At 71.3% G+C, this 20,932-nt stretch carries 20 protein-coding genes and 1 pseudogene; 8 read left to right on the top strand and 13 right to left on the bottom strand.

Annotated elements, in window-relative coordinates:
• Positions 1-327 precede the first annotated feature (327 nt).
• Together ACIHEJ_RS36750 and ACIHEJ_RS36745 are read left to right on the top strand one after the other, a co-directional pair.
• The gene (locus tag ACIHEJ_RS36750) at positions 328-1,266 is read left to right on the top strand and encodes an RNA polymerase sigma factor SigF (RefSeq protein ID WP_400142064.1); all 939 of its coding nucleotides are present in this window, start codon (positions 328-330) and stop codon (positions 1,264-1,266) included.
• A gap of 38 nt (positions 1,267-1,304) precedes the next feature.
• The gene (locus tag ACIHEJ_RS36745; RefSeq protein ID WP_400142062.1) at positions 1,305-2,150 is read left to right on the top strand and encodes a hypothetical protein; all 846 of its coding nucleotides are present in this window, start codon (positions 1,305-1,307) and stop codon (positions 2,148-2,150) included.
• Positions 2,151-2,179: 29 nt separating this feature from the next.
• Here the strand turns inward: ACIHEJ_RS36745 and ACIHEJ_RS36740 are convergent, their stop codons facing one another.
• Positions 2,180-2,377: a hypothetical protein gene (locus ACIHEJ_RS36740; RefSeq protein WP_400142060.1), complete on the bottom strand. Its 198-nt coding sequence runs from the start codon at positions 2,375-2,377 to the stop codon at positions 2,180-2,182.
• Between the two features lie 206 nt (positions 2,378-2,583).
• Here ACIHEJ_RS36740 and ACIHEJ_RS36735 point away from each other — a divergent pair, with 206 nt between their 5' ends.
• The 4 genes from ACIHEJ_RS36735 to ACIHEJ_RS36720 all read left to right on the top strand — a co-directional run bounded on the left by ACIHEJ_RS36735 (position 2,584) and on the right by ACIHEJ_RS36720 (position 7,119).
• On the top strand, positions 2,584-3,099 hold the full coding sequence (locus ACIHEJ_RS36735) for a MarR family winged helix-turn-helix transcriptional regulator (RefSeq protein WP_400142058.1): 516 nt from the start codon (positions 2,584-2,586) through the stop codon (positions 3,097-3,099).
• Positions 3,100-3,112: 13 nt separating this feature from the next.
• Positions 3,113-5,671, top strand: a complete 2,559-nt coding sequence (locus ACIHEJ_RS36730; protein WP_400142057.1) for an MFS transporter — start codon at positions 3,113-3,115, stop codon at positions 5,669-5,671.
• Between the two features lie 103 nt (positions 5,672-5,774).
• Complete coding sequence (locus ACIHEJ_RS36725; protein ID WP_400142055.1) at positions 5,775-6,596, top strand: YceI family protein; 822 nt, start codon at positions 5,775-5,777, stop codon at positions 6,594-6,596.
• Between the two features lie 49 nt (positions 6,597-6,645).
• On the top strand, positions 6,646-7,119 hold the full coding sequence (locus tag ACIHEJ_RS36720; RefSeq protein ID WP_400142053.1) for a PPOX class F420-dependent oxidoreductase: 474 nt from the start codon (positions 6,646-6,648) through the stop codon (positions 7,117-7,119).
• Positions 7,120-7,122: 3 nt separating this feature from the next.
• Here ACIHEJ_RS36720 and ACIHEJ_RS36715 read toward each other — a convergent pair whose 3' ends face one another.
• The 9 genes and pseudogenes from ACIHEJ_RS36715 to ACIHEJ_RS36675 all read right to left on the bottom strand — a co-directional run bounded on the left by ACIHEJ_RS36715 (position 7,123) and on the right by ACIHEJ_RS36675 (position 16,330).
• Positions 7,123-7,881, bottom strand: a complete 759-nt coding sequence (locus tag ACIHEJ_RS36715) for a TetR/AcrR family transcriptional regulator (RefSeq protein WP_400142051.1) — start codon at positions 7,879-7,881, stop codon at positions 7,123-7,125.
• 68 nt (positions 7,882-7,949) lie between these two features.
• A pseudogene (locus tag ACIHEJ_RS36710) lies at positions 7,950-8,222 on the bottom strand (MFS transporter); the annotation flags it as partial.
• Positions 8,223-8,400: 178 nt separating this feature from the next.
• The gene (locus ACIHEJ_RS36705) at positions 8,401-10,599 is read right to left on the bottom strand and encodes an ArnT family glycosyltransferase (protein ID WP_400142050.1); all 2,199 of its coding nucleotides are present in this window, start codon (positions 10,597-10,599) and stop codon (positions 8,401-8,403) included.
• Positions 10,596-12,080, bottom strand: coding sequence for a glycosyltransferase (locus tag ACIHEJ_RS36700; protein ID WP_400142048.1), 1,485 nt, complete (start codon positions 12,078-12,080; stop codon positions 10,596-10,598). The genes ACIHEJ_RS36705 and ACIHEJ_RS36700 overlap by 4 nt, the downstream gene beginning before the upstream one ends.
• Before the next feature lie 14 nt (positions 12,081-12,094).
• Positions 12,095-13,723, bottom strand: a complete 1,629-nt coding sequence (locus ACIHEJ_RS36695; RefSeq protein WP_400142046.1) for an ATP-binding protein — start codon at positions 13,721-13,723, stop codon at positions 12,095-12,097.
• On the bottom strand, positions 13,720-14,460 hold the full coding sequence (locus ACIHEJ_RS36690) for a response regulator transcription factor (RefSeq protein WP_400142044.1): 741 nt from the start codon (positions 14,458-14,460) through the stop codon (positions 13,720-13,722). Before ACIHEJ_RS36690 ends, ACIHEJ_RS36695 begins: the two co-directional genes overlap by 4 nt.
• A gap of 109 nt (positions 14,461-14,569) precedes the next feature.
• Positions 14,570-14,920 carry an antibiotic biosynthesis monooxygenase family protein gene (locus tag ACIHEJ_RS36685; protein ID WP_400142042.1) on the bottom strand — a complete coding sequence of 117 codons (351 nt, stop codon included), beginning with the start codon at positions 14,918-14,920 and terminating at the stop codon, positions 14,570-14,572.
• Between the two features lie 88 nt (positions 14,921-15,008).
• Complete coding sequence (locus tag ACIHEJ_RS36680; protein WP_400142040.1) at positions 15,009-15,881, bottom strand: DUF2797 domain-containing protein; 873 nt, start codon at positions 15,879-15,881, stop codon at positions 15,009-15,011.
• A 68-nt stretch (positions 15,882-15,949) separates the two neighbouring features.
• Positions 15,950-16,330 (bottom strand): HGxxPAAW family protein, encoded by a 381-nt coding sequence (locus ACIHEJ_RS36675; RefSeq protein ID WP_400142038.1) that lies wholly within the window; start codon positions 16,328-16,330, stop codon positions 15,950-15,952.
• A gap of 84 nt (positions 16,331-16,414) precedes the next feature.
• On the opposite strand from ACIHEJ_RS36675, the gene ACIHEJ_RS36670 reads away from it, so the two are divergent.
• Positions 16,415-16,906, top strand: coding sequence for a MarR family transcriptional regulator (locus tag ACIHEJ_RS36670; RefSeq protein ID WP_400142036.1), 492 nt, complete (start codon positions 16,415-16,417; stop codon positions 16,904-16,906).
• 103 nt (positions 16,907-17,009) lie between these two features.
• On the opposite strand, the gene ACIHEJ_RS36665 is transcribed toward ACIHEJ_RS36670, so the two are convergent.
• The 3 genes from ACIHEJ_RS36665 to ACIHEJ_RS36655 form a co-directional block, all read right to left on the bottom strand.
• Positions 17,010-17,498, bottom strand: coding sequence for a hypothetical protein (locus tag ACIHEJ_RS36665; protein ID WP_400142034.1), 489 nt, complete (start codon positions 17,496-17,498; stop codon positions 17,010-17,012).
• A 527-nt stretch (positions 17,499-18,025) separates the two neighbouring features.
• A complete protein-coding gene (locus ACIHEJ_RS36660) occupies positions 18,026-18,697 on the bottom strand; it encodes a DUF4190 domain-containing protein (protein ID WP_400142032.1) in 672 nt (223 codons plus the stop codon).
• A gap of 218 nt (positions 18,698-18,915) precedes the next feature.
• A complete protein-coding gene (locus ACIHEJ_RS36655) occupies positions 18,916-19,587 on the bottom strand; it encodes a hypothetical protein (RefSeq protein WP_400142031.1) in 672 nt (223 codons plus the stop codon).
• Positions 19,588-19,715: 128 nt separating this feature from the next.
• Here ACIHEJ_RS36655 and ACIHEJ_RS36650 point away from each other — a divergent pair, with 128 nt between their 5' ends.
• Entirely contained in the window at positions 19,716-20,474 is a 759-nt protein-coding gene (locus ACIHEJ_RS36650; protein ID WP_400142029.1) for a GNAT family N-acetyltransferase, read from the top strand.
• Positions 20,475-20,932 lie beyond the last annotated feature (458 nt).

The raw sequence follows: 20,932 nt of genomic DNA, 5'->3' as shown, positions 1-20,932 counted from the left end.
GCGGGTGTTCGACTGATGCATAGCGGGCGCACGGAAGCACACGAACCGAACGCCACTGCATCGCAAACTCGATCGAGCGCTAACCGCCGCGAGCGAATCGCTCACCTGCGCTGTTTCCGACAGTTTCCCCTCGAATAACCGTCAGACCCCTTGTTTCCAGGGCCGATTCGCATCTTGCATGTCGACATGTCACTACAGCGTGTTGCCGACATGTGACATTCTGCGGGAAGCGCGTTTGCCGGGGCCCCGGCGCCGGTATTCAGGTGAAGGCTGCGTTGCTCGAAAGACGGCGCCGCCCCGACCGTCCCGCGACCCAAAGGGGGTGGCATGTCCGCAGAACAGGGCAGCTCGAAGGTGCTGACGCCCACGAAGAGCGAGGCAGCACCCAAGGAGCTCGACGCTCTCGACGTCCTCGACGGCATCGGGGGCGTCACGGCCCTCGACGCCGTGCCGGCCCCGGCCGTCCCCGACGCGGAGGCCGCCCCGGCCCTGCCGGCCGCCGGGGACATCGACACCCGCACCCTGTCCCGCTCCCTGTTCCTGCGGCTCGCCGCACTCGACGAGAACAGTCCCGAGCGCGCCTACGTCCGGGACACCCTGATCGAGCTGAACCTCCCGCTGGTCCGCTACGCGGCGGCCCGCTTCCGCTCGCGCAACGAGCCGATGGAGGACATCGTCCAGGTCGGCACCATCGGCCTGATCAAGGCGATCGACCGCTTCGACTGCGAACGGGGCGTGGAGTTCCCGACGTTCGCGATGCCGACGGTCGTGGGCGAGATCAAGCGCTTCTTCCGGGACACCTCCTGGTCGGTGCGCGTCCCGCGCCGCCTGCAGGAGCTGCGCCTGGCCCTCACCAAGGCCAGCGACGAGCTGTCCCAGAAGCTGGACCGGTCCCCGACGGTGACCGAGCTGGCCGCGGTGCTCGGTGTCTCCGAGGAGGACGTGGTCGACGGCCTCGCGGTCGGCAACGCCTACACCGCCTCCTCGCTCGACTCCCCCGCCCCCGAGGACGACGGCGGCGAGGGCTCCCTGGCCGACCGGCTCGGCTACGAGGACACCGCGCTCGAGGGCGTGGAGTACCGGGAGTCCCTCAAGCCGCTGCTGGCCAAACTCCCGCCCCGGGAGCGGCGGATCATCATGCTGCGCTTCTTCGCCAACATGACCCAGTCGCAGATCGGCGAGGAGGTCGGCATCTCGCAGATGCACGTCTCCCGGCTGCTCACCCGGACCCTGGCCCAGCTGCGCGAGGGACTGATCTCCGACTGACGCTTCTTTTCTGACGAACCGTCAGTCACACTGGCCCGATGCCGCGAGCGACAGGGCCGGACCGCAGCGCACGCACACCCGGGACGACCCGGGCGACATGGACGACATGGACGCGTGGCCGCCGAGGCGCCGTTACGGCAGCGTCGGCGGCCGTCGTCTGTCTGGGCGGGGTGCTGGCCGCGTGCGGGGGCGGCGGCCCGGGCGGCGGCTATGTCGCCGTCGGCGCGGGCTCCCCACGGGGCAATCCGGGCGCCGCCGCACCGACCGGGGCGGTGACGTTCGTGCCGCTCGACGGGGCGAACGGTGAGGGCGGGGCCAACTCTTCCAACGGCACGCGGGGTTCGGGCCGTACCGGCGCTTCGGGCCGGCCGGGTACCGCGAAGAAGGCGGCGCCGGACGATTCGGTCACCCCGGGCGCGGGCGGCGGCTCGGGCGCCCCGGGCGCGGACGGCGGCTCCGGCACCCCCGGCGGAGGTGCCACCCCGGGCAGTCCCGGCCCGGGCGGCGGCGGGGGCGGTCGTACGACACCGGCGCCCGGCCCTTCCGGCCCGGCTCCGAGCCGTACCGCGAGCCCTTCCCCGGCCGACCTCTCCTGGGAGGGCCCGGCGACGGCCGAGGCGGACCGGCGGTGGTGCCAGAAGGTGACCGTCGCCTTCCACAACTCCGGCGGCACGGCCGTGCGTTCGGGCTCGGTGACGTTCGGCACGCACATCATCGGCGCGCTCGGGATCGACTGGGGGACGGTCGAGTCGACCGTGGAGCTCCCGGCGCCGATCGGCCCGGGAGCACACGAGAAGCCCACCTGGACGGTGTGCGTCGACGCCTGGCGGGTGCCGCTCGGGATGCACATCGAGACGCGGGACATGTCCGTCCGGTGGGAGTAGGCCTGCCTGAGCGGGCCCGGTAAGTCCTGCTACATCGCGAGCCAGGCGACGCCCGCGATCACGGCGACGGCCACGACGATGCCGACGATCAGGCCGATGCGGGGGCCCGAGGAGGCGGCCGCCGCCTGCTGCTGCCGGCCCTGCGGGGCCTCGTCGACGAACGCGCGGAACATCTGGGTGCTGCCGGCGGGGTCGTAATTGCCCTGGGGGCCCTGGGTGTTAGCCATGGCCCGAGACCTTAGCGAAGACGGGCCCGGCGGCCCAAGTGGGGGGCCATCGGGACAGAGGGGGGCACCCCACCCCGCCTCACCTCGATGTTTACGCTCGCAATACTTGCCTTTGCCAAGTTTTTACAGCCGCACCCCCCTACTTGTTTGCCTGCAGCAACCAACCGGGCTTATGGTTGCCCCAAGCAACGATTACGGGAGGTGTGATGGCCGAGCAGGCGCAGTTCGAAGAGCTGGCGCGTCAGCTCAGTGCCGTCGGAGCCGTGAAGCGGGACATGGGGCGCATCCTGCCCCCCGACTGCCCGGCCGGCTCGGCCGCCGTGCTGACCCTGCTCAGCCGACACGGCGACATGCGCATGAGCAAGCTCGCCGAGCTGCTCGCCGTCGACATGTCGGTGACCAGCAGGCATGTCGCACACGTGGCCGCACGCGGCTGGATCGAGCGGCACCCGGACCCGGCGGACAAGCGCTCGCGCATCCTGCGCCTGACGCCCGCGGGCCTGGAGCAGTGCGACGAGCTGTCCCGGCGCACCACGCACCTGCTGGCCGAGCGGCTCGCCGACTGGACCGACGACGAGGTCGGCCAGCTCATCCGGCTGATGACGCGCCTGCGCGCGTCCTTCGGCGACTGCCGCTCCGCCCCCATCCGGCTCCCGGCCCCGGTGGCCGAGCAGACCACTCCCGTCGTCGCACAGCCCACCCGTACACCCGCAAGCACGTAAGAAAAGGAAGCCCATGGCAACGACCACACCAGCCGGTGTGCGGGCTCACGCCAAGCACGGGGGAGGTTCCTCGGCGAGCGAGGCCCCGATGACGCACCGGCAGATCATGGAGGCGCTCTCCGGCCTGCTGCTGGGCCTGTTCGCCGCCATCCTGTCCTCCACCATCGTCACCAACGCCCTGCCGACGATCATCAAGGATCTCGGCGGCGGCCAGTCCGCCTACACCTGGGTCGTCACCGCGGCGCTGCTCGCCCTGACGGCCTCCGTGCCGCTGTGGGGCAAGCTCGCCGACCTGGTGAGCAAGAAGGCCCTCGTCCAGATATCCCTGGTCATCTACATCATCGGCTCGGTCGTCGCGGGTCTCGCGCAGAACCCGGCGATGCTGATCAGCGCGCGTGTCATCCAGGGCCTCGGCGCCGGCGGTCTGTCCGCCCTGGTGCAGGTCATCATGGCCGCGATGATCTCCCCGCGGGAACGCGGCCGGTACTCCGGCTACACCGGTGCCACCTTCGCCGTCGCCACCGTCGGCGGCCCGCTGCTCGGCGGTGTCATCACCGACACCTCCTGGCTCGGCTGGCGCTACTGCCTGTACGTCGGCATCCCCTTCGCGCTGATCGCGCTGGTCGTGCTGCAGAAGACCCTGCACCTGCCGGTCGCCAAGCGGAAGGTCAAGGTCGACTGGACCGGCGCCTTCTTCATCACCGCCGCCGCCTCGCTGCTGCTGGTCTGGGTGACCTTCGCCAACGACAAGTACGACTGGCTGTCCTGGCAGACGTACACGATGGTGGGCGGCACGATCGTGCTCGCGCTGCTGTTCGTGTTCACCGAGACCAGGGCCTCCGAGCCGATCATCCCGCTGCGCCTGTTCCGCAACCGCACGATCTCGCTGGCCTCGCTGGCCTCGCTGTTCGTCGGCGTCGGCATGTACGCGGGCACCGTCTTCTTCTCGCAGTACTTCCAGCTGGCCCGCGACAAGTCCCCGACGATGTCCGGCGTCATGACCATCCCGATGATCGGCGGCCTGTTCGTCGCGTCCATGGTCTCGGGCCGGTTCATCACCAACACCGGCCGCTGGAAGGGCTGGCTGGTCGCCGGCGGGCTGTTCCTCACGGCCGGTCTGGCCCTGCTCGGCCTGATGCGCTACGACACCCCCTACTGGCAGCTGTCGATCTACATGGCGCTCCTGGGCATCGGCGTCGGCATGATGATGCAGAACCTGGTCCTGTCCACGCAGAACCAGGTCACCCCCAAGGACCTCGGCGCCGCCTCCTCCACGGTCAGCTTCTTCCGCTCCCTCGGCGGTGCGGTCGGCGTCGGCGTGCTCGGCTCGGTGATGTCGGAGCGGATCACGCACTACGCCAAGGACTCCATCACCGACCTCAGCCCGAAGGCGCGGCTGGCCGCGGCCAAGGCCATGGGCGGCGGCGACCTGCCGGACATGAACGCGCTGCCCAAGCCGGTGCGCGACTGGCTGGAGGGCGCTTACGGCCACGGCATCGCGGACGTCTTCCTCTACGCGGCCCCGTTCGCGCTGATCGCGTTCCTCACGGTGCTGTTCATCAAGGAGGTCCCGCTGCGGACCTCCGGCGCGCTGGCCCAGGCCGCGCAGGACAAGGCCGGGGCGGTCACGGAGGCCGCCGCGTCCCTCGAGACGACCGTGGAGAACGTCGTGCAGGAACCCGCACAGCAGAACGTGCCCAGCTGGGCCCAGCCCGTCGTGTCGGACACCTCCGGCCCGGCGGCGGCCGGCGCCGCGGCGCCGGTGGCGACCGCCGTGGCCACGCTCGCCGAGCCCTCGACGGGCGCGGGCGGCGGCACCCCGGTGCACGGCTTCGTCCGCGGCGCCGAGAGCGCCCCGGTGCCGCAGGCCGCGGTGACGCTGATCTCGCTCGGTGGCCGCCAGCTGGGCCGCTCGGTCGCCCAGGCGGACGGCTCCTACGCCCTGGCCGCCCCGGGCACCGGCAGCTACGTGCTGATCGCCTCCGCCGACGGCTACCAGCCGCAGGCCTCCACCGTCGTGGTGGGCGAGGAGCCGCTGTCGTACGACATCCTGCTCAGCGGCACCAGCGGGCTGACCGGTGTGGTCCGGGCCGCCGGGAGCGCGCTGCCGGTCAAGGACGCCATGGTGATCGTCACCGATGTGCGCGGTGACCTGCTGGCCACCGCGGCCACCGGCGAGCAGGGCGAGTTCGCCTTCACCGACCTGGTGCCGGGCTCGATGACCGTCGCCGTCAACGCGAGCGGGTTCCGGCCGCGGGCGCTGCCGGTCGAGGTCGGCGCCACCGGCATCACCCGCCTCGAGGTCGACCTGGACGCCGGCGCCCGGCTGCAGGGTGTGGTCAAGGCTCCGCACGGCCCGCTCGCCGACGCCCGGGTGACCCTGGTGGACCAGGCCGGCAACGTGGTCGGCACCGCCACCACCGGTACGGACGGCGCGTACGCCTTCACCGACCTGGACAGCGGCGAGTACACCGTCATCGCGACGGGCTACCCGCCGGTGGCCACCGCGCTGACCGTCTCCGGTACCGGTGCCGACGGCCACGACATCGAACTCGCCCACCCCGGCGAGTAGTTCGACCACGGCCCGTGGCGCGCGCCGCTCCCCGGAGGTGGCGGTGCGCGCCACGGGCCGGTTCCATGAGACCGATTTGTAGGCTTTTCAGGGAGAAAACGGGATGGGACTGACCGCGAAGATCCGTACGCGGGACGGGTGGGCCGTGTCGCACGCGGTCGTCACGGTGACCGACATGACCGGCACGCAGGTGCTGCGCGCCGAGGCGGACGCCGAGGGGGCCGTACGGGATGCCACCGAGCTGACGCCGGGGGCGTACACCGTGATCGTGACGGCCGTCGGGTACGCGCCCGCCGCGTCCAGCGCGATCGTCACCGCGAGCGGCCGGGCCGAGGTGGGCACGGTGACGCTGGCCCGGCAGGGCGGCACCGAGCTGCCGCCGCCCGGCCCGTGGACGATCGACCCGGTGCACTCCTCCGTCGCCGCCGTCGCCCAGCACCTGGGTATCTCCAGCGTGCACGGCCGGTTCACGGAGTTCGGCGGCACGATCGAGATCGCGCCCGACGACGTCGCCAAGTCCCGCGTGGAGGCGGTGATCAGGTCGGCGTCCATCGACACCGGCAACGGCATGCGCGACACGCATCTGCGCTCGGCCGACTTCCTCGACGTCGAGCAGCACCCGGAGATCACGTACCGCTCCACGGGGGTGACGGCCGCGGGTTCGGACCGCTGGACGGTCCACGGCGAGCTGTCCATGCACGGGGTCGTCCGGCCGGTGGACCTGGACCTCGCCTACCTCGGCACCGGCGCCGACCCGTGGGGCGGCACCCGGGCCGCGTTCCGCGCCACCGCGGAACTGCACCGCGAGGACTTCGCGATGAACTACAACCAGGTGCTGCAGGCCGGTATCGCCGCGATCGGCACGACGCTGAGGGTCGAGCTGGACATCCAGGCGGTGCAGGGCGACTCGCTGCCCCAGGCCTAGGCACAGCAGGGTCAGCCACAGGGGCGGGCGCTGCCCCTAGGCTGCCCCCATGGCACCGAACATCGCGACGAACACCCGTGTATCGCTGGACGAGCTGCTGGACTTCGTACGCCCCCGCCACCGGGCCTTGCTGATCACCCGCCGCACCGACGGCGGGCCGCAGGCCTCCCCGCTGACCTGCGGGGTCGACGACTCGGGCCGGATCGTGGTCTCGACCTACCCCGAGCGTGCCAAGACCCGCAACGCCAAGCGGGACCCGCGGGTCAGCCTGCTCGTCCTCAGCGACGACTGGGACGGCCCCTGGGTGCAGATCGACGGCGCGGCGGAGGTCATCGACGCCCCCGACTCCGTGGAGCCCCTGGTCGAGTACTTCCGCACCATCGCCGGTGAACACCCCGACTGGGACGAGTACCGCCAGGCGATGCTCAAGCAGGGCAAGTCCATCATCCGGGTGACCCCGCAACGCTGGGGCCCGGTCGCCACCGGCGGATTCCCGGCGCGGCTGGTGGCGGGCGAGGAGTAGGCCTCAGCCGCGGTCGACCATCGCCTCGATGCCGGCGATCAGCAGGTCCAGGGCGAAGGTGAAGTCCCGGTCGAGCATCTCGGCGACCGTGTCGCCGCCACGGGCCGCCATGATGTCCTTCGACTCCTCGATGACCTCGGCGGTCTCCGGGGCCTCGGCCACCATGGCCATGGCCTGCCGGTGATACTCGTCGGCGCTCAGCCCGGTGTCCGCGATCCGGGCGGAGAAGTGCGCCTCGATCGTGCCGAAGCCGTACACGAACTGGAAGACGGCCGAGATCGCCCCCGTCACCCCGTGCACGGGCAGCCCCGCCCTGCGCACCACCCGCTGGACCGCACGGGAGAAGGCCAGCGAGTTCGGACCGATGTTGAGGTAGCGCCCCGCCAGCGGCGACAGCCAGGGGTGGCGCACCAGCAACGCCCGGTACTCGGTGGCCAGCCCCCGCAACTGCCCGCGCCAGTCCTCCCCCTCGGCGTCCGGATCGGGCAGCGGCAGCTCGCCCATGGCGGCGTCCAGGGCGAGTTCGAGCAGGTCGTCCTTGGTGTCGACGTACCAGTACAGGGACATCGCGGTGACACTCAGCTCGGCGGCCAGCCGCCGCATGGAGAACTTGGCGAGACCTTCGGCGTCGAGAAGCCGTACGGACACGCTCGTGATCCGCTCCCGGTCCAGCCCGGAGGGCTGACCGTTACGACTGCCACGGCGGGACCCGCCCCCCAGCCAGACGCTGGCCCGCGCCGAACGACCCGCTTCCTTCGCCACCGACGCACCTTTCTCCAGTCCGCTCACTGCCCCAACCTAGCCGCCCCCTACCCATACCCCCCGGGCTCTCAGGCGCTCACCCGCTCCGCCCGCCGGAGCAGCCCCGCTGCGACGAATCCCCCCGCCGGCACCGCGGACGCCCCCACCAGCTGCCCGGTCCCCAGCCCCGCGGACAACGACTCCCCCGCCGCCACAGATGAGCTGAGCACAGCTCCTAGGACGGCAACACCAAGCCCGTTCCCGAATTCGGCAAGGGTGCCGTTGATTCCGGCCCCCGCCCCCGTCCTCTCGGGAGGAATCGCGCTCATGACGGCGTGCGCCATCGCCGGGTCGGCGACCGCGCGACGGGACGGCCACGTTCAGCACGGTGTTGTCGAGCAGCACGGTGAGCTGCGCGAGACAGACGACTCCGAGGATCAGCCGGCGCCGGAGGCGACCGGGGGAACCTGGGGACACGGACATGTCGTACACCGCATAGGAGCTCCTATGCGGTGTACGACACCTTTTTCGGCCGGTCGCCTACTTCTTCCGCGTCAGGTCGTAGAAGGTGGCCGAACCGGCCGTGACCTTCTCGAAGGTGCTCTGCACCCACGAGCTGATCTCGGAGGACGTACCGCTGTTGCCGCCGCCCCCGCCGAACCCGCCGCCCGCGATGAAGTAGTGGACCTTGCCCTCCGCCACGTACTTCTTGAACTGCGCCGGCGTCGGGGAGGGGTCGGTTCCGTTGAAGCCGCCGATCGCCATCACCGGTTCACCGGTGGCGAGCTGGTAGCCGGCCGCGTTCTGCGAGCCGATGGACGCGGCGGCCCAGGTGTACTCCGAGGCGTCCGTCTCCAGCAGCTTCTTGGCTGCGGAGGACACGTCCGCGCCGTTCAGCAGGCCGCCGACGCCGCCGCCCATGCCGCCCTCGCCCATCCGGCCGCCGCCGGGGAAGCCGTTGCCGTTCCGGCCCTGGCCCGGGCCCTGCGTGGTGCCGTTGCCCTGCTGCTGGTTCCGGCCCGGCACACCGCCACCGGGGAAGCCGCCGCCACCCGGGAAACCGTTGCCGTTCTGCCCGCCCGGCAGACCCTGGCCCTGCTGCCCCTGGCCGTTCGGCCGGCCCTGCTGACCCGGCGTCCCACCGCCGAAGCCACCCCGCAGGCCGCCGCCCGGACGGCCGCCGCCGAAGCCCATCATGCTCGCGCCCGCCGGACCGGCCGTCGGGATGGAGCCGGTGTGGGCGGAGTCCACGGTGCTCAGCGTGTACGCCGTCGGACCGGCGAGCGCGACCACCAGGCCCACCGCCGCCGCCCCCAGCGCCGCCCGCCGGGAGATCCGGCCGGCGAAGATCAGACCCAGCGCCGCCGCCAGACCGCCGATCAGCACCAGCCACTTCAGCCAGGGCAGATAGGCCGGGGTGCGGTCGAGCAGGACGTAACCCCAGGCCGCCGCGGCCACCACGGACGCGGCCAGGGCGATCGACGCCCAGGTCTCCTTCCGCCTCTCCCACAGCAGCCCGGCACCCATGCCGACGACGGCCGCCAGGTACGGCGCGAGCGCCACCGTGTAGTACTGGTGGAAGATGCCCGCCATGTAGCTGAACACCACGAGGGTCATCAGCAGCGAGCCGCCCCACACCAGGAACGACGCACGGGTGACCGACGTCCGCTTCAGCTTCCTGGTGACCACCAGGCCCGCGACCAGCAGGATCAGCGCGGCCGGGAGCAGCCAGGAGATCTGGCTGCCGATCTCGGAGCCGAACATCCGGTCCCAGCCGGTCTCGCCCCAGCGGCCGGACCCGTTGCCGCCGCCACCGCCGCCGACGCTGCCGGTCTCGTCGCCGCTGATACGGCCGAGGCCGTTGTAGCCGAAGGTCAGTTCGAGGAAGCTGTTGGTCTGCGAACCGCCGATGTAGGGGCGGGAAGAGGCAGGCCACAGCTCGACGATCGCCACCCACCAGCCGCCGGAGACGACCAGGGCGACCGTCGCGAGGCCCAGCTGGACCAGGCGCTTGCGCAGCTTCACCGGACCGCAGACCGCGTAGACGAGGGCCAGCGGCGGCAGGATCAGGAACGCCTGCAGCGTCTTGGCGAGGAACGCGAAGCCGATCGCGGTGCCGGCCCACACCAGCCACCTCGTCCGGCCGTCCTCCACGGCCCGTACGACGAAGTAGCAGGCCAGTGCCATCAGCAGGGCCAGCATGGCGTCCGGGTTGTTGAACCGGAACATCAGCGCGGCGACGGGGGTGAGCGCGAGCACCGCGCCCGCGATCAGACCGGCCGCCGGGCTGAACCGGCGTCGCACGCCCGCGTACACGACCGCCACCGTGCCGACACCCATGAGGACTTCGGGGGTGAGGATCGCCCACGCGTTCAGGCCGAAGACGCGCACCGACAGCTCCATCGGCCACAGGAAGGCCGAGGGCTTGTCGACGGTGATGGCGTTGCCCGCGTCCAGCGAGCCGAAGAAGAACGCCTTCCAGGACCTGCTGCCCGCCTGGACGGCCGCCGAGTAGAAGGAGTTGGCGTAGCCGGAGGCGCTGAGGTCCCAGAGGTAGAGGACGACAGTGGCGGCCAGCAGGCCGAGGAGGGCCGGGCGGACCCAGCGGGGGTCCTCGGGCCGGCCGCGCCACAGTCTCCGGGCGAACGGCTGCCGGGGTTCACCGGCCTCGCCCTCTCTGGGGGGAGCTGACGGGGGCGGGCCCCACACGGTCGAGGCGCTCTCCTGGTGGATGGTCATCGGGGGTCCCCCGGGTCGGTGTCGTGAGGGCGCACCGGCTGCAGTCGCATGGTGGCGTCCCTCCAGCTGCCGTCCGCGGCTTCACCGGCGCGGACCTGGGTGGTCGTGGGGTACGGGTCGTAGGGCTGCCGGTGCGGCACCGGCCGCTGGGGCAGCGGTGCGTACGGGGCCCCGGGGGCCGTCGTGCGGTAGGCCGGCGGGGACGGGTCGTGCGCGGCGACCACCGTGGACGGGGTGGTCTCCCCACGGTCCGGGAAGACCCAGGCCCGGAAGAGCAGGAACCGCAGCACGGTCGCCGCGAGGTTGGCGGCGATCAGCACCGCCAGTTCGGTGGAGTGCGCCGGGCCGGCGCCGGCCGCGTTCAGGGCGGCCAGGGAGCCGCTGGTCAGAGCGAGGCCGATACCGAAGACGACCAGGCCCTGCGCCTGGTGGCGTACGGCGCCGCTCCGGCCGCGCACCCCGAAGGTGAGCCGGCGGTTGGCGGCCGTGTTGGCGACCGCGGAGACCAGCAGGGCGAGCGCGTTGGCGATCTGCGGGCCGGAGAACTGCCGGAAGAGGCTGTACAGCAGGAGGTAGAACAGGGTCGACAGGGCGCCCACCGCACAGAAGCCGACGACCTGGCGGGCCAGTCCCTTGGGCACGTCGGTCAGTTGCCGGTCGCGCGGGTCGTCCCCGAAGGGCCGGGTCAGCCGGTCCAGCGGCAGCGAACCGGTGGTCAGCGCCCTGCCGACCCGCCACACGCCCCTGAGGTCGTCGGTGGCCGTCCGCACGATGTGCACCGTGGAGTCGGGGTCGTCGACCCAGTCCACCGGCACCTCGTGGATCCTGAGCCCGGCCCGCTCGGCCAGCACCAGCATCTCGGTGTCGAAGAACCAGCCGGTGTCCTCCACCAGGGGCAGCAGCACCTGCGCCACATCGCGCCGGACTGCCTTGAAGCCGCACTGCGCGTCGGAGAAGCGGGCCTGGAGCGAGCCGCGCAGGATCAGGTTGTAGGCCCGGCTGATGAACTCCCGCTTGGGGCCGCGTACGACCCGGGAGGTGCGGGCGAGCCGGGAGCCGATCGCGAGGTCCGAGTGACCGGAGATCAGCGGTGCCACCAGCGGCAGCAGGGCGTTGAGGTCGGTGGACAGATCGACGTCCATGTAGGCGAGGATCGGCGCCTCGGAAGCGGACCACACGGTCCGCAGGGCGCGTCCGCGCCCCTTCTGCTCCAGCCGGAAGTTGGTGACCTCGGGGATCTCCGCCTCCAGTCGCGCCGCCACCGACGGCGTGGTGTCCGTGGACGCGTTGTCCGCGATCGTGATCCGGAAGGCGTACGGGAAGGTGCGGGTGAGGTGCTCGTGCAGTCTGCGGACGCACGGCTGGAGGTCCTTCTCCTCGTTGTAGACGGGGACCACTACGTCCAGGACAGGCGTACCGGCGTCCGCGGCCGGGAGGTGCTCCCGCGCCGGCAGGGTGCCGGGAGAAGAGTCGGTTCGCATGGGACCGACTCTCGTCAGGCGCCCTGTCGCACCGATGTGGTGGTGCTGTGCTGTGCCTGTGAGTGCGCTGCCCAGTTCGTCTCCGGGGCCGGCTGCGGGACGGCCGGGGCGAGCGCGGGCAGGTGCACGGTGAACACGGTCCGCCCGGGGACGCTGTCGACGGTCACGGCTCCGCCGTGCGCGGTGGCCACGGCCTGCACGATGGCGAGCCCGAGTCCGGTCGACCCGGTGGACCGCGAGCGGGCGGAGTCCCCGCGTGCGAAGCGCTCGAAGACGTGCGGCAGCAGCTCGGCGGGGATCCCCTGCCCGTTGTCCTCGACGTCGACGCACATCCAGGGCCCGCGCCGCTGCACGCGCGCGGTGACGGTCGTACCGGGCGGGGTGTGCTTGCGGGCGTTGCCCAGCAGGTTGACCAGCACCTGCTGGACGCGGGCCGCGTCGGCGGAGACGAGGGCGGGCTCGTCGGGCAGGTCGAGCCGCCAGTTGTGGTCCATGCCGGCCGCGCGGGAGTCGCTCACGGTGTCCACGACGAGCGGGATGAGATCGGTCTGCTCGAACTGCAGCGGCCGGCCCGCGTCGAGCCGGGCGAGCAGCAGCAGATCCTCGACGAGGAGGGTCATCCGGCCGGCCTCGGACTCGATCCGCCCGAGCGCGTGCCGGGTGTCCGGCCCGACCTGTTCGCGTCCGCGCCGGGTCAGCTCGGCGTACCCGCGGATGGAGGCGAGGGGGGTGCGCAGCTCGTGGCTGGCGTCGGCCACGAACTGCCGTACTCGCGTCTCGCTCTGCTGCCGGGCGTGGAGAGCGCCGTGCACGTGGTTGAGCATGCGGTTGAGCGCGGCACCGACCTGGCCGACCTCGCTGTGCGGGTCGCACTCCGACTCCGGGACCCGCTCGCTGAGGTTCACCTCGCCGGTGTGCAGGGGGAGTTCGGAGACGCGGGTGGCGGTGGCGGCGACCTTGCGCAGGGGGCGGGTGGCAACGCCGACGATGACGGTCCCCGCGAGGGTGGCGGCGATCAGACCGGCGGCGGTGACACTGATCTCGACGAGGATGAGTGTGGTGATGGTGCCGTCGACCGACGAGGTCGGAACAGCGACGTAGAAGGAACCGTTGTCACCGGTCCGGTACTCGACCCGGTAATCACCCAACCCCGGTACGCCGACGGTGTACTGTCCCCCGTTCTGCTGCGGCACGGCTCCCAGAGCGGCGAGCTGCGCCTCGGTCAGCGGCTTCGGGGTCATCGAGAAGTCGCTCGTGGACTTCTCGCCGCGTTTGGCGTCGGTGATGACACCCTTCTCGACCTTGGCCGCGATGGTGCCCGAGGGCTGTGGGCCGCCCTTGGTGACGAAATCGCCGAGGCCCGTCCGGTGCGGCTTGATCCTCTGTCCGTCGGGCATGACGCCACCACCGGGCTGCCGGCCGGGCGGCCCGAAGGAGCCGGACGCGCGCGAGGCGATCTCGTTCAGCTGGCCGTTCAGCTGGCCGTACAGATACGAGCGCAGCGCCAGCGTCGTCACCGTGCCGATCACCGCGCACACCACCGCGATCAGCGCCACCGACGCGACGACGAGCCGGGTCCGCAGGGTGCGCGGCCGTCCCGCCCGTCGGCGCTTTCGCGGACCCGGCCGTCGTCGCCGGCTCATGACACCGCGGGCTTGATCAGGTAACCCGCCCCCCGCCGGGTGTGGATCATCGGCTCGCGGCCCGCGTCGATCTTCCTGCGCAGGTAGGAGATGTACAGCTCCACGACATTGGCCTGCCCACCGAAGTCGTACGACCACACACGGTCCAGGATCTGCGCCTTGCTGAGCACGCGCCGCGGGTTGCGCATGAGGAAGCGCAGCAGCTCGAACTCGGTGGCGGTGAGGTGGATGGAGTCGCCGTCCCGCGACACCTCGTGGCTGTCCTCGTCCAGGGTCAGGTCGCCCACGACGAGCACGGAGTCCGACCGCCGGTCGGCGGCGCCCGAGCGGCGGATGAGCCCGCGCAGCCGGGCGACGACCTCCTCCAGGCTGAACGGCTTGGTGACGTAGTCGTCGCCGCCGGCGGTGAGCCCGGCGATACGGTCCTCGACCGCGTCCTTGGCGGTCAGGAAGAGGACGGGCACATCGGGCAGCTCGCGGCGCAGCCGCCCGAGGACGGCCAGCCCGTCCATGTCGGGCAGCATCATGTCGAGCACGACGGCGTCGGGCCGGAACTCGCGGGCCGTCTGGACGGCCCCCTGCCCGTCTCCCGCACTCCTGATCTGCCAGCCCTCGTAACGAAGGGCCATGCTCAGCAGTTCCGTGATCGACAGCTCGTCGTCCACCACAAGCACTCGGACGGGGCTCCCGTCCGGCCTCAGCAGTTCGGTGCGCCCCTGGGGCGAGGTCGTGGTCATGGTGGACACCTTGGCCGGGGCCTCTGAGAGGATGCTTTCCCCATTCTGTGATTTCCCTGAGAAACGCACAGGCATCTCTCAGGGAACTCCTGGGACTTCTCACGGCCGCTCAGGCACGGGCGAAGGCGTGCGTGTGCTCGACCCGGGCGATGTGGATCACGTAGCGCTCGTACCACCGCTCGCGCCCCCGCCGCTTGGCCGCGAGATGTTCGGGATGCCGCCGCCACCGCTCGATGCCGTCGAGGTCCCGGAAGTAGGCGACGCTGATGGCGAGCCCGCCCGGAGTGTGGGCGGAGTCCTCGCCGAGGAAGCCGGGGACGTCCCGCACGAGCCGGGAGAGGTGCTCGGCGGTGTGGCCGTATCCGTCGGCGTCGTCACCGGTGCGCAGGGAGGTGAACACGACGGCGTAGTACGGCGGTTCGGGAGTGGGTGTGACAGGACTGTGCGTGTGATCACTCATGGCACCACCGTCGGCGGTGGGGCCAACCGACGTCCATGGACCTTGCCCGAAGGGATCCGTACGGGATCCAATTCTTTACCCGCCCCCCTCAGAACAGGCCGTCCTGCTCCCTCCTGAACTCCCGCACCGGCAGAACGACTTCCGCGGCCCCGCCGCCCGCCGGCACCAGCTCCCACCCGGTCATCAGCCGGGTGTCGAGAACGACGATCCCGCGCCCCTCCACCACCAGGTGAAGATCGGGTCCGGCCGCCGCGGCCAGCTCCCCGCTCACGGCACCGCCCGGCACGAGCTCCAGCACCTCACCGCGAGCGGCCGGTGCCCCGGCGAGCCCGAAGACGCGCATGTGATCGACGACGTGGCAGTCCTCCGGCCGCAACGACTCCGGCCACTGCGCGAGCGCACGGGCACGGGCATACAACTCCCGTACTTCCGCCGCCCGTTCGTCTGCGGCCGTCGGCAGGGCGGACCGCACCGCCCGCTTCCCGGCGTACGGGATCCGGTCCGGCACCCGCAGCGCCGCCCGCAGCAGTTCTTCCGTGCGGCGGGCGGCCATCAGCGGACCGGTGCCCAGCCAGCTGAAACAGACGGCGCCCTGTTCGAGCAGCCGCGCCGATCCCCGCTCCACGGCGGTGATGCCGACCTTGGTCATCCCCGGTCCGAACCACGCCAGGTACACCCGGTACGGCCGCGGATCGTCGGCGATCGTGTCCGCGGCCACCGAGTGCGCCCGGTCCAGCCGCGCGCACTCCTCGCACCGGGCCCCCGTACTCCGCCCCGGCACGGCCGCCCGCGCGGGACAGGCATGCCCGCGCGCCCCCACACACGTCCGCCGTCCCCCTTCCGGCACGGCGAACGCGACCCGCTTCCCCCAGGGCAGCACACTGCGCCGCCCGCCGCCCCACACCAGCACGGGCCCGTCCGACGACCAGCGGAGCCCGGAACATGTCCATACCTGAGCCATCACCCGCGAGGGTAGGCGGTGGGTCCGACAACGGCGTCCGGGCGGGGCTGCACGCGGCAGGCGCGCGTTCAGTCGACGGGCGACACAGGGACAGGCTCCCCGGGAAGCACCTCCGGCAGCGACGGGGCCGCCGCGGCCGAGGCGGCCACCGTCCGCCGCCCACGCCCCGCCAGCCGACAGCCGACGCACCCGGGATGTCCCTCCCGCGCCCGCGCGTCCCGGACCCGCATGCCCCACTGCCCCCGAGGCCGTACCCCCGGTGGCTTGCCCCAGCCGGACAGATGCAGGGCCCACGTCACCAGGACGCTCACGGCGACGACGGCGAGCCCACCCGCGGCCGCCGCCGGCGAGGAGGTGCACACCCCCAGGCCCACCACGGCGCCACCCACGGTCGCGATGCCGAAGCCGGTCCAACCGGCGATCGTGTGGCCCTCGTCGTACAGACTCATACCGCCACCTCCACGGAGGGCATTCCCTCACGAACTAAGAAGTTCATCGATCCGAATATCTCACGAGCTAAGGGATTCTGAAAGATGCACGGCACGCCGCGACCGCCCGCCACCCCGGCCCAGGCGCTGTCGTCGATGGACCACCTCATCGCCGCCCACCTGATCGGACAGCAGGAGCTGGCCCGGCGGCTGGGGCTGAACGTCACGGACCTGACCTGCTTCGCCTTCGTCCTGGAGGCCGGCGACGACCTGCTGACGGCCGGCGACCTCGCGGCCCGCGCGCACGTCACCACGGGCGCGGTGACCGGCATCCTCAACCGCCTCGAACGCGCCGGTTACGTCACCCGCCGTCCCGACCCGAAGGACCGCCGCCGGGTCCGGGTGGCCGCCGTACCGGCCGCGGTGACCCGCGTCGAGGCCGTCTACGCGGGCCACTACGAACGCATGACGGCCCTGTTCTCCGACTACTCGCCCGAGGAACTGGCGATCATCACCGACTGGTTCACCCGGGCCACGGCGCTGGCCCACGAGTACCTGGAGAAGCTGAACCGGAACGACCCGGAGGAGGAGTGCTGAGGCCGGTGGGCAGGAGACGGGGGAGGCCGTCGCCCGGTCCGGCCCTTCCCGAGCCCCGGCTCCGCCCGTTCCCGGCGCCCCGGCCCGGGCCACCGGTGTCCGGTCAATGTCCCTGGCCGCTCCCCACGTCCGCGCGCATGGCCGTGCGCAGCGCCGCCAACGCGTCGGCGTACGGCCGGTGGACGCCCTGCCACGCGGCTGCCCCGGGGTCGGGGTCGCCTCCCTCCGGGCCGGAACCGCTGACGGTGACCACGGTCGTGCCCATGAGGTTCCGTACCTCGCGCAGCGCCCGGTACGCCGTCTCGGCCGCGGCGGCGACCGGCGATGGGGCCACCAGCGCGATCTCGTAGTTCAGGGCGAGCAGGGAGTGACCGCGCCACGCGGCGCGGAGGTCGGCCCCGTCCACCGGGGCCCGCCGCCGGACGGCAAGCAGCTGCAGCTCGCTGTCCGTGCCGGTGAGCGCTTCGAGATAGCGCGCGTACAGCTGCCGTCTGAGCTGGTGCAGTTGGTGTCCCCGATCGCGTCGGGACCGCACGCTCTCGGCCAGCAGCGTCGATCCCACCCCGACCAGCCCACCGATCAGCGTGCTCACGGGCGTAGTCCAGTCCATGACAGGTAACCGTAGGTCCCGGAGAAGCCTGTCGGACGAGAGGAAACAGTTCAGCGCCCAAGGCTTTGACCTGGGCACTGAACTCTTCTCTGCGCAGCTGGAATCGAGGATCTGCGCACTGATCTGTTCAGTGCGCAGACACCCGACGGTGCGGCTACCTGGGGCGTTCGTAACCGACGAAGAGGTCGTGGGTTCGAATCCCGCCACCCCGACAGCCGAAACAGCAGATCAGGCAGGCACTGGATGCAGCACCTGCCTGATCTGTTTCTGTCTGCGTGTCTATCCCCGCCTGCCACGCAAGCGGCTTGACTCCGTCATTGAGACTCGCTCCGCTCCCCGCGCGCGGCCCGGCCCTCGGCCGGGCCTGCGCTCATGTCTCCGCCCCGCTTCAGTCCGGCCGGCGCCCGTGCCGCTGCGGCTCCATGGTCTCCATGATGCAGCGAGCCCCGCCGCTGCGGGGTGCGCGGCGAGGCCTGCAGATGGTGGTCGGCGTCGTGCGACGTCAGCGATCAGAAGTCAGTTCGGGACGCTTTGATGGTCTTGCACTCGAGCTTCTTGGCGTCCTTGATCTCGTCCGCGTTCACCAGCGCACCAGCGTTCTTGTCAGTGAACTTCTGGCCCGGGGCGAGGTTCTCGGCGGTTGACATGAAGTCGTTGACCTTCTTGCCGTCGGCCAGGACCTCGCCCTCTACGAAGTACGAGTATCGGCGGTCGCCGTTGTTGGCGTAGTCGACGTGGATGGCCATCTCCTTGATGCCGAAGTCGCCGGTGACCACGTCGCACTTGGTGACCTTGAAGTCCTTCATGACCTTGGACTCCTTGGCGCCGCCGGTCTTGGACTTGCCGGCGCCGACGGTGGTGGAGTCGTACGACTTGTCGAGCTCCTTGCTGGCCTTGTCGACGGCGGAGAAGAACAGGGCGTTCATGGCGAAGAACATGATGATCGCTACGGCCGACGTGACGAGGCCGGTGATGCCGGCGCCCTTGCCCTTGCGGACCTTGCCCGCCTTGGAGAGGCCGATGGCGCCGAAGATGATGCCAAGGATCGCGAGCGGCCAGACGACGACGTTGAGGACAGGGATGAGGCTGACCACGACGGCGATGATGCCGAGGACGAGTGCGGTGGTGGCCAGGCCGTTGCTGCCGGGCTGCTGGGGCTGGGGGTACTGCTGCTGGCTCATGGTGCTCCCCACGGGTTTCTGCGGTGTTTGCGCGTGGGTGACCGGTGAAGGACCTGTGCGGTTGCCGCGAAAGTACGGAAAGTAATTAGTTCGTTATTGAACTTTCCTGATAGGCAAAAAATTCGGTGTGCAGGGCGCGGCTGTGGTGTTTTGGGAGGTCATCGGCGGTGACGGCGGGATCGGGCAGGGGCCTCACCTCGGCGTCCGACCGCGATGCGTCACGCGGCTCCACCGTCGTCACCCGCAGTGCGGTGTGATGCTTCGCGTTGAGGAAAACGAGTCGTCCTGGTTGCCCGACACAACGTGTGTGGGCGTTGATGCGCGGCGGTGTGGACAGCACGCCGCACTGCCGCGGTCCGCGAAGTCCACCGATCGGCCGCACCCGCGGCAACATCCGTCCGAGCGTTCGTGCAACCACTCGACACAGCACGCCCGATCGAACGATTTCCGCCATGCGGCGCTACTGAACAGATGCCGTTGCCGGTGGCGCAGACGGCCGCGCTGACCCCGTGGTCGTATCCGCTGCCCGGGTTCGGACTGAGCGACACCTCGACCGCACGCCCCGTCCGGCCGTCGAACGTGGTCGTCGTGGCCCCGGAGACCTGCACGCTGTGGCCGCCGAGGACGACGTCCTCGTTGCCGCCGACGAAGGACGTGGCGAGCTCGTGACTGCCGTTCGGCAGCGGCGCCTTCTTGTTGTCCTCGACGTAGCGGAAGTCGTCGCTCTTCGTGTTGCAGACCGCGACCTGGGCGTGGACCGGCTTGCCGCTCCGGTCCGGTGTCCTGACGGTCAGTGATCCACCGGCTGTGGCCGACGCCGTGGAAGCGCCGGCCAGGAGAAGCGGCACGAGTACGGTGACGACGCTCGCGGCCGCCGTGGTCCGCCGCATCGACCCCCCCCCATGGGTGCGCGACAAAACCGAGTCACCGTGACGCACCGGGCAGGCGCCACCTCCACCGTCCTCTCACTTTCCCCTCACCGGCGGCGCAGAGGACGTGGAACTGGCAGGATCCGCCCATGACGTCAGATCCTCTGCAGGCCGGAGCCCGCGCGCTGTGGGAGGTCCTGGCGGCAGCTCCCGTGTCGTTCCCGCCGGCCGGAGGCGTCAGTGTCGTCACCTCGCCCACCTCGAGCCTGTGCCCGGCCGGCTGGATCGGTGTCGTGCGCCTGGGCGGTGCGGCCGTCGTGACCGCCCCGACGAAGCGCGCGGCAGCCCTGGTCCGGGACGGACTGGCGACGCTGCCGCCGGATGCGCTCACCGACGCCGACGCGGTGCGCGCGGCCCTGCCCGTGGCCCGGGTACTCGGACCCGCAACGCTGTCCTACACCTCCCCGGACCTGTTCCGCCCGGCCGCCGCGGGCGCCTCGCCGGTGCAGCGACTTCCGGGCGGCCGCTCCGATCTACGACGCCTGGAGGAGGCCGCGGGTGCGGACGACACCGACGAGGCCGCCCTGGAGGACATCACCTCGCCGGCCTTCGTGGTCCGCGCGGGCGGTACGGGTCCGGTGATCGCCGCTGCCGGGTATCAGTCCTGGCCGGGCCGGGCCGCCCATCTCAGCGTGCTGACCCACCCGGCGTGGCGGGGCCGCGGCCTCGCCCGGGTGCCGGCGTCGGCAGCCGTGGCCCACGCGCTCGCCACCGGACTGCTCCCGCAATGGCGTGCCCGGCTCCTCGCCTCGCGCCGGGTCGCGGCCGCCCTGGGCTTCCGGGAACTGGGCGCCCAGCTGAGCATCCAGCTCCGCACGGCCACAGCGAAGCCGCACCCGTGCCCCTGAGCGCGCTCACAGCGATCGCTGCCCTGATGTGCCGCTGTCAGCCTGTTCGTTGCGTACGCCCCTGAAACGCCGAAGGCCCCGGATCTCTCCGGGGCCTTCAACCTGCGTGCACTCGGCAGGATTCGAACCTGCAACCTTCTGATCCGTAGGCGTGTCCACGCTGCGCGCGCACGGCGGCCACCAGCCATTCGGCATCGTCAATCCAGGGATGCGGACCGGGTCGATCCGTCGCCATGTACTGGTGTGCGTGGCGGTTGATGTCAAACGCTGATGTCAGGGTGGCGGCCCGTTCCACTGGTCAAGGCATCACTGGCCGAAGTGAGGCGTGAGTCGTTTGGCGCTGCTGGACTACCGATCCCACTAAGAGCTCGTTACAGAATGAGCCGTTCGCGACCGGCCGGTCTTCCGGCCCCGTCCCTCTTTCCCAGGTCCAGCAACCTACCCATCGCCGACCGTTA

Source organism: Streptomyces sp. NPDC052301 (genome assembly GCF_044593395.1).
Classification (GTDB): Bacteria; Actinomycetota; Actinomycetes; order Streptomycetales; family Streptomycetaceae; genus Streptomyces.
This window is presented reverse-complemented; position numbering and strand designations above follow the sequence as displayed.